General features: G+C 51.7%; 8 protein-coding genes and 1 pseudogene. 7 read left to right on the plus strand and 2 right to left on the minus strand.

Annotated features, from left to right (window positions below):
- Positions 1-544 precede the first annotated feature (544 nt).
- Entirely contained in the window at positions 545-1,087 is a 543-nt protein-coding gene (locus ACQY36_RS07690; RefSeq protein ID WP_428078686.1) for a type IV pilin protein, read from the minus strand.
- 132 nt (positions 1,088-1,219) lie between these two features.
- Between ACQY36_RS07690 and fmt the strand changes: the two genes are divergently transcribed.
- The 7 genes and pseudogenes from fmt to rplS form a co-directional block, all read left to right on the plus strand.
- Positions 1,220-2,176: a methionyl-tRNA formyltransferase gene (fmt, locus tag ACQY36_RS07695; protein ID WP_428078688.1), complete on the plus strand. Its 957-nt coding sequence runs from the start codon at positions 1,220-1,222 to the stop codon at positions 2,174-2,176.
- A complete protein-coding gene (locus tag ACQY36_RS07700) occupies positions 2,176-3,177 on the plus strand; it encodes a PASTA domain-containing protein (protein WP_428056470.1) in 1,002 nt (333 codons plus the stop codon). The genes fmt and ACQY36_RS07700 overlap by 1 nt, the downstream gene beginning before the upstream one ends.
- Entirely contained in the window at positions 3,174-3,869 is a 696-nt protein-coding gene (gene rpe / locus ACQY36_RS07705) for a ribulose-phosphate 3-epimerase (RefSeq protein ID WP_428056469.1), read from the plus strand. Before ACQY36_RS07700 ends, rpe begins: the two co-directional genes overlap by 4 nt.
- A 46-nt stretch (positions 3,870-3,915) precedes the next feature.
- Entirely contained in the window at positions 3,916-4,164 is a 249-nt protein-coding gene (gene rpsP / locus ACQY36_RS07710) for a 30S ribosomal protein S16 (RefSeq protein ID WP_428071678.1), read from the plus strand.
- Positions 4,165-4,176: 12 nt separating this feature from the next.
- Complete coding sequence (locus tag ACQY36_RS07715) at positions 4,177-4,407, plus strand: KH domain-containing protein (RefSeq protein WP_428056467.1); 231 nt, start codon at positions 4,177-4,179, stop codon at positions 4,405-4,407.
- Positions 4,407-5,126 (plus strand): tRNA (guanosine(37)-N1)-methyltransferase TrmD, encoded by a 720-nt coding sequence (gene trmD / locus ACQY36_RS07720; protein WP_428071680.1) that lies wholly within the window; start codon positions 4,407-4,409, stop codon positions 5,124-5,126. The genes ACQY36_RS07715 and trmD overlap by 1 nt, the downstream gene beginning before the upstream one ends.
- Positions 5,127-5,131: 5 nt before the next feature.
- Positions 5,132-5,467 (plus strand): annotated as a pseudogene (rplS, locus tag ACQY36_RS07725) (50S ribosomal protein L19); the annotation flags it as partial.
- A gap of 199 nt (positions 5,468-5,666) precedes the next feature.
- Here the strand turns inward: rplS and ACQY36_RS07730 are convergent.
- Positions 5,667-6,623, minus strand: a complete 957-nt coding sequence (locus ACQY36_RS07730; RefSeq protein WP_428078690.1) for a hypothetical protein — start codon at positions 6,621-6,623, stop codon at positions 5,667-5,669.
- Between the last annotated feature and the right edge of the window lie 150 nt (positions 6,624-6,773).

The following is a 6,773-nucleotide window of genomic DNA, read 5'->3' on the forward strand; positions in this document are numbered from 1 at the left end:
ACCGCTACCAAAAACGCTACTGTTCAGAAGAGGAACCAACGGACTCCCTCTCCGTAGAAATTTAAAACCCCGCCGAAAGCGGGGTTTTTGATTTCTAAAGAGAGAGTGGAGCGGCATAAACTGCTTTATGCCGCGTCGGGATTTGAAAGCCGGAGCTTTATGCGAGTTTTGCCGTCAGGCAAAGGCGAGCATGGCGAGGCGGGGCCGCGAGCGCCGAGGGTCAACGAGGCGACTTGTGGCCAAATCCCTCCCTCTCCGCCAGTTAAAAATTCCCCATCCGGGGGATTTTTTATTGGCGGAAATCAGAAGCCGCACCAACTGCTTGGTGCGGCGCGGATTTGAAAGGCGGAGCGATGTTTTGGTTTGAGGCAGCACGCTGCCGAAAGGCCAAAACCGCGAGCCCAGCCTGCAAGAAAATTCCGTCAGGAATTTTACTGGAAGGCAAATCCCTCCCTCTCCACAAAATTAAACAAGCCCCCAAAAGGAGGCTTGTTATTGGGAAAAAATAAAAAATCGGCACAAAAAACAGCCATCGCTTAAAGCTTTAGAATTGCAACAAATAATCACTTTCCCGCACGGTAAAGCCCATGCTGTTACAAATTTTTGTCATAGCGGCGATTTTCTGGTCCCTGCACACCCATTTTCCCGCCAAAGCTTTATTGGAAGACCGATTCATAAATTTTAGCCTCAGCTCCAGCGTGTGCGTCATGCCGTTGTTGCCCGGAACGGGGTACGAAAAATATACATCCAAGTTGTAAGAGCCGGCGTTTAAAGCAATTTTAGACTTTACATCCTCTCCAATACGATATTCCTTCCAATCCGAACCGCCTCTAATGTACGTATAAGAGGGAAGCGTTATATCCAAATCCTCCATATTTGGCGTATATTGTCCATTAGCCAAATAATACAATTCCTCTGCTTCCACAATAGATTTGACAAGCGACATATTAGCCTGAATCCTTGATTTCAAAACAGCTTTTTCATATTGAGGCACCGCCACCGCCGCCAATATGCCGATAATTAACACCACCACCAAAAGTTCTATCAGCGTAAAGCCATTTATACGCCTCGCAGACGCATTTTTCATGTGCCTCTCCTTTTTTTGATAAATTTTGCTTTTAACAAAATTTATCAAAAAAAAAAAAACGCGTCAAGCCTATTCTGAAACGGCCCCATCCGTTACATATCGCACGGCTAAATTTGTTAAAATTTAGATTATATGCCCAAACTTAAAACCATTTTCTTCGGAACGCCCGATTTATCCGTTCCTTACCTGGAACTCTTGCACCAAACCACGGACGTTCAGCTCGTCGTTACGCAGGCCGACAAACCGCGCGGGCGCGGCATGGAAATCACGCCCTGCCCCGTCAAAAAGCGCGCGCTGGAGCTGGGCCTGCCCGTGTTATCGCCCGAAAAACTCAAAGACGATTTTGACAAAATCGCCGCCGTTCCGTTTGATTTGGGCGTCGCCGTGGCGTACGGTAAAATTTTCCGCCCCAATTTTCTGGAACTGCCCAAACTCGGCATTTTAAACGTTCACTTTTCGCTCCTGCCCCGTCTGCGCGGCGCGGCCCCGGTGCAGCAGGCCCTTATACAAGGGGATACCCGCACGGGGATTTCCGTTTTCTGGATTCGCCCCGGCATGGACGACGGCCCGCTGTTTTTACAAAAAGAGTGCGACATCTTGCCGCAGGACGACGCACAAACACTGTTTGCCAAACTCATCCCGCTGGGACTGGAAGGGCTGAAAGAAACGCTCGCGCAAATTGCTTCGGGCAGTATCGTCCAAACGCCGCAGGAAGGCGAGCCGACCCTCGCGCCCATGCTTCAAAAAGAAGACGCTCTCCTGCGCCCCGCCCTGCTTAGCGCCAAAGAATTAAACGACCGCGCGCGCGGACTGGCCTGCGGCCCCAAGCCCAAGGTTCCGTTTACGCATAACAACAAAACGGAGTGGCTCCAGCTGGTCCGCACGGAACTTGCGCCAGCCCAAGAGGACAGACCGGCGGCGTCCGGCTCCGTTCTTTTAATTGAAAGAAACCGCGGAATTTTAGTAAAATGTAAAGAAGGAAGCATATGGTTTAAAGAGGTACACCCCGCCGGGAAAAAACCCATGGCCGCAGACGCGTTTGCAAACGGACGCGGGCTGAAGGCTGGCGACGGGGCGTTTATAGAATAATGTCCGCACAAAACGACCAAAATTTTGAAGATTTTTTAAAAAAAACCAAAAAATCCGGCCGCACCAAATGGATTGTCGCGGGGCTGATTGCCGCGTTTTTCGCCGCGCTCATCTTTGTTTCTATTGACTGGGTGTTCGGCGCGCTGGTGCATACCCGCAAAGAAGTTACGGTGCCGGACATCACTAAAAAATCCATCACCCAGGCGCTGGATATGCTGGCCGCCAACAACCTGGCCATCAAACAGGCGGGCGTGGAGTTTGCGCAAAACGTGCCCCCGGGCTCCGTCCTGCGTCAGCTGCCCTCCGCCGGTTCCACCGTGCGCGAAGGCCGCGTCATCCGCGTGTGGATCAGCCAGGGCGACGAAATGGTTTTCGTGCCCAACACCGTGGGGACCGATTTAAGAAGCGCCCAGCTGGCCGTGCGCCAGGCGGGGCTGCTGGTGGATAAAGTGGACAATGCCTACTCGCTCACCTACGAGAAAGGCCTTATCGTCGCCCAAACCCCCAAGGCGGACAGCATGGTGCAAAAAGGCGAAAAAGTGTCGCTCGTGCTTTCCAACGGCGCGCCGCCGGCCAGCGTGGTGCTGGTGCCCAACTTCAAGAGCAAAAAACTGGCCGAAGCCACTTTGTGGGCGAGCTCGCAAAACATCAATTTAATCATTAAAGAAGACGCGTCTTCCGTGTTCCCCAACGGCACCATCGCCGAGCAGCGCCCGGCGGCGGACAGCCAGATTGCGCCCGGGACGAACCTGGAAGTCATCGTCAGCCGCCGCCAAACGGCCAATGACGAAAAAACCTATCACCTCCATTACGAAATGCCGCAGGGCAAAAACGCCAGCCGCGTGCGCGTAACGGTGGAAGACGCAACGGGCGACAACGAAATTTTGAACGAAACCAAGCAGCCCGGCTCCAAGATTGACCTGGAAATCCCGTACACGGACCAGGCCGCGGTGCGCGTGTTTGTAGACGGCATCCTGGTGCGCGAAAGAGAACTGCAATGATAAAAACTTCCAAAATGCCCGCCGCAAATGGTAAAATATCTATTGCGCCTTCCATTCTGTCGGCCGATTTGTTTCGCTTGGGCGAGGAAGTAAAATCAGTGCAGGACGGCGGAGCGGACTGGCTGCATGTGGACGTGATGGACGGGCACTTTGTGCCGAATTTAAGTTTCGGTCCGTCCGTCGTGAGTTCTTTGAACGGAAAAACCGATTTACCTTTAGACGTACATTTGATGGTGGAAGAGCCGATGCTGTTTATTGAAGCCTTTGCCCGCGCGGGAGCGGACCTGCTTACCGTGCACGTGGAAGCGAAGGACGAAATAGTCGGCGCGCTTGAGTTTATTAAAAGCTTTGGCGTAAAAACCGGCCTTTCCATCAAACCCGACACCGACCCGGAGCTTATTTCCCCCCTGGCGGATTTGTTGGATTTAGTCCTGGTGATGAGCGTACAACCCGGCTTCGGCGGGCAGGCGTTTTTGCCTTCCAGCGAAGAACAAATCCGGCGCGTGCGCGATATTATCACGCGTTCCGGCCGCAATATCTGGCTGGAAGTGGACGGCGGCATCAACGCGCAGACGGCCCCCCTGGCAGCCCGGGCGGGTGCGGACGCTTTGGTGGCCGGCAATGCAATTTTCAAAGCCGCGGACCCTGTATTGGCCCTCAAGCAAATCAGACAGGCGGCCTCGGACATTTAATTATCAGTCTTTTACGCCAACGTAAAAGCAAACAAGGAGAGTCATAATGGCAGTAGTTATCAGATTACAGAGAGTCGGCAAAAAAGCCCAGCCTCAGTACAGAGTCGTCGCGATTGAAAAATCCTCCGCGGTGGGCAGAGAAGCCAAAGAAGTGTTGGGCCAGTATCACCCCTGCAACCCGAACGCGGCCGAACAAGTAAAGTTGGATATGCCCAGAGTGGAATATTGGATTAAAGTCGGCGCCAAGCCTTCCGAAACCGTCGCCAGCTTGATTAAAAAAGCCAGCGCCAAATAACACGGGGCGTTTATGAAAGAACTTGCCACCCTGCTTTTAAAATCTCTTTCCTCCACCCCGGACAATGTGGTAGTGGAAGAAAAGGTGGAGCAGAACAAAGTTTATCTGTCCACGAAGGTGGACGCCGCCGACAAAGGTAAAGTGATTGGGAAAGACGGATGCATTATTAAAGCGGTCAGAACCGTTTTAAACGCCGCAGCCGCCAAACAGGACAAGAAAGTTACCCTAAAGCTGGAAGATTAATGAAAATAGACGTTATCACCGCTTTTGAAGAAATGATAGACAACACGCTGTCCCACAGCATTGTGGGGCGTGCGCGCAAGGCGGGGATAATCAAACTGGGCACGCTCAGCCCCCGGCAGTTCGCCGAGGACAAGCACAAAACCATTGACGACCGTCCCTACGGCGGCGGGCCCGGAATGCTGATGAAAGCCGAACCGCTTTATCAGGCAATCCGGAGTCTGCGCAAAAAGACCTCGTACGTGGTATTAACCAGTCCGCGCGGCCAAGTCTTCAGCCAGTCTTTGGCTAAGAAACTGGCCAAAAAACGCCACCTGATTTTTGTGTGCGGACATTACGAAGGGATAGACGCCCGGATTTATCCCGAGGTGGATTTGGAAGTGTCTTTGGGAGATTTTATCCTTACCGGCGGCGAACTGGCCGCCTGCGTGATGATAGACGCCGTAACCCGGCTGCGCCCGGGCACTTTTAAGAAAGAAGGCGTAACGTCTTCGGAATCCTTTGAAGGCAACTTGCTGGAAGCCCCGCAGTATACGCGCCCGGAAGTGTGGCGCGGGCGGAAAGTGCCGGCGGTGCTTTTAAACGGAAACCACAAAGAAATAGAAGCGTGGAAACGCGAACAAGCTTTGCAGCTTACAAAACAGTTAAGACCCGATTTGCTTGAAACCGCCTCTCTAAAGTCAAAAAAGGTCCAAAAGAAAAAAACGATTCGGAGGAAGTAAGTTTTATGAATATCAACGAAATTAAACACAATCTCAAAACCAACGTCCCGGTTTTCAAAGCCGGCGACACCGTCAGAGTCAAAGTAAAAGTCGTGGAAGGCGACAACGAAAGACTTCAGGCCTTTGACGGCGTGGTAATCGCGCGCAAGGGCAGCGGTATCAGCGAAACGTTCACCGTACGCAAGATTTCTTTCGGCGTCGGCGTGGAACGCATTTTCCCCATCCACTCCCCCCGCGTGGACAGCATTGAAGTATTAAAAATCGGCAAGGTCAGAAGAGCCAAGCTTAACTACTTGACCAAACTCTCCGGTAAAGCCGCCCGCTTGCAGGAACTGAAAAAAGTGGTTCCCTCCGCCGGCGAAGCTGCCGCTCCGGCCGCCGAAGCCGCTCAAGAGGCGAAATAGTTAATCCTAACGGAATAACAAACTCCGAATATAAAACTCCCGCGGTTACTAGTCCCGCGGGGGTTTTTGCTGTTTCTTTGCGCCGATTAAAAATCTCCCGGTCCAGCACGGTTTCCGGGAGATTGGTTTTAAAATTCTAATAGGTTATATCGGTTTTATAACACTTGCAATATCCTATTATTGAACACTGGGGAGGATTGAGGCACTGCCCGCATGTCGGGTTTTCAATACACGGTTCACTGCCCCCTCCGCCGCCGGGAAGTGTCAATTTTACGCATTTCTGCGTAGAGGGCGTAAGTAAGTAACCTGATGGGCACGTACATTCACAGGTATCATAATTCCAGGTACCGGAAGAGCCCTTACAGTTACTCACTAAAGCAGAATCACTTGTACAAGCTCCCGAAGAAGCCCCATTACACCCCTGAAGCCCCAATAAATAGACTTCTTTCGCCGGGCTGTCGCTCGTCTTGCGCTTCTCCCATACCAGCTGACACCCGGTTAAATTCGTATTCGTGTTCGTATGCGCGGCCGTCGGCTCCGGGATCTCATTCCCCGCCAAGTGGAAACCTGCCGTATTCCCGCTGTCGTACAATCCCACCGTGCTTCCGCTGTTGCCCGTAATCTCCAAAGTGCCGCCCTTTAAACTCCCCACTTTCTGTTTGAGCATATTTACGGCGTCCAAGGTTTGGATATACGAATCATTATTATATGTCTGCGTGCCGCCTTTGGCCGCTACACTCGGTAAAAGACCCGACGGGGCGGATGTGCTTTCCGATTTATAGCTGGAATACGTATTGGACGTATTGCCGTGGAAAGCCGTATTCGGCATATTGATAGCGGAACCCGACGCGCCCGTTACCGTCGGCACGTCATAAATACGCGCGCTGTTATCCGTCGTCATCGTTACGGTGCCGCCGGAGTTAATGTTCATTGTGGTGGCGTTTAAGCCTCCTTTTAAATTGGCTTTATCCGTTATCTTTAAATACGTATATTCACCCATACGAGACGGATTAAAGCTGACCGAAGAGATAATCTCGGCAAAAGAAGGTACGGACAAGAACAGAGACAGACAAAACAAAAGAATACGTTTCATAGAAACTCCTTCCATCCTTGCGGGAATGGCCTAAATATCCCCGGAGAGAAGAGTTTAAGCGAGGTATGCGAGGGGATACGACCCAATAGGTCTTCCCCCAATTTATCAAAAAAAAAAAAACAATACAAGCCTTTTATATCTTTCTTCTTT

It is taken from the genome of Candidatus Avelusimicrobium alvi (assembly GCF_958451995.1).
Taxonomy (GTDB): domain Bacteria; phylum Elusimicrobiota; class Elusimicrobia; order Elusimicrobiales; family Elusimicrobiaceae; genus Avelusimicrobium; species Avelusimicrobium alvi.

Excerpts from the sequence above, each read along its gene's own strand:
- fmt (WP_428078688.1), top strand. The coding sequence starts at position 1,220 with ATGCCCAAACTTAAAACCATTTTCTTCGGAACGCCCGATTTATCCGTT.
- rpe (WP_428056469.1), top strand. The coding sequence starts at position 3,174 with ATGATAAAAACTTCCAAAATGCCCGCCGCAAATGGTAAAATATCTATT.
- ACQY36_RS07715 (WP_428056467.1), top strand. The coding sequence starts at position 4,177 with ATGAAAGAACTTGCCACCCTGCTTTTAAAATCTCTTTCCTCCACCCCG.
- ACQY36_RS07690 (WP_428078686.1), bottom strand. The coding sequence starts at position 1,087 with ATGAAAAATGCGTCTGCGAGGCGTATAAATGGCTTTACGCTGATAGAA.
- trmD (WP_428071680.1), top strand. The coding sequence starts at position 4,407 with ATGAAAATAGACGTTATCACCGCTTTTGAAGAAATGATAGACAACACG.
- ACQY36_RS07730 (WP_428078690.1), bottom strand. The coding sequence starts at position 6,623 with ATGAAACGTATTCTTTTGTTTTGTCTGTCTCTGTTCTTGTCCGTACCT.
- ACQY36_RS07700 (WP_428056470.1), top strand. The coding sequence starts at position 2,176 with ATGTCCGCACAAAACGACCAAAATTTTGAAGATTTTTTAAAAAAAACC.
- rpsP (WP_428071678.1), top strand. The coding sequence starts at position 3,916 with ATGGCAGTAGTTATCAGATTACAGAGAGTCGGCAAAAAAGCCCAGCCT.